The following is a 501-nucleotide window of genomic DNA, read 5'->3' as shown; positions in this document are numbered from 1 at the left end:
CAAGGCTATTCGTCGGCAGCGTCAGATGTGAATTAGAGACAGGAAAACAATCAAATTACAGATGAGTCGGAAAAGATAATTGCGCTAAGTAAGTGGCTAGATAAAATTTCAGCTATTCAAGCATCTAAAGAAGAAGATAATATTTATCGTTTGACGGTTCAATCAACTACAAAGACTGGCAGTTACACATTATTTAGTCAGTACGTAGATTATGTTTCTATCCTTGTGTTTAAAGATAGCTTCGCTAACTTAACAACAATGACGAATGCAAAAAAGAACGAACTTGAGCAAAAACTAGCAATATTTGAACAACAAGCTAGAAACTATCTTAATGTCGAAACACAACGTACTCAAATGGCGCTCGAAATTGCCCAAGCAGCTCAGCTTTCTGCTCCAGTAGAGAATCTGACAGATAAAGATTTTTCAATTCAGTTAGGAGCTAAAGCTTTAAGTGCGAAAGCAAAAATTCTTTCTAAAGTTAATGATTTGGGTATTATTGAT

At 35.3% G+C, this 501-nt stretch carries 1 pseudogene; it reads left to right on the top strand.

Annotated elements, in window-relative coordinates:
* Positions 1-150: 150 nt before the first annotated feature.
* Positions 151-501 (top strand): annotated as a pseudogene (locus ASV53_RS24490) (LPS chain length-determining protein); the annotation flags it as partial.

Origin of the sequence: Photobacterium sanguinicancri (assembly GCF_002265265.1) — a bacterium.
In the GTDB taxonomy this organism is placed as follows: domain Bacteria; phylum Pseudomonadota; class Gammaproteobacteria; order Enterobacterales; family Vibrionaceae; genus Photobacterium; species Photobacterium sanguinicancri.
This window is presented reverse-complemented; position numbering and strand designations above follow the sequence as displayed.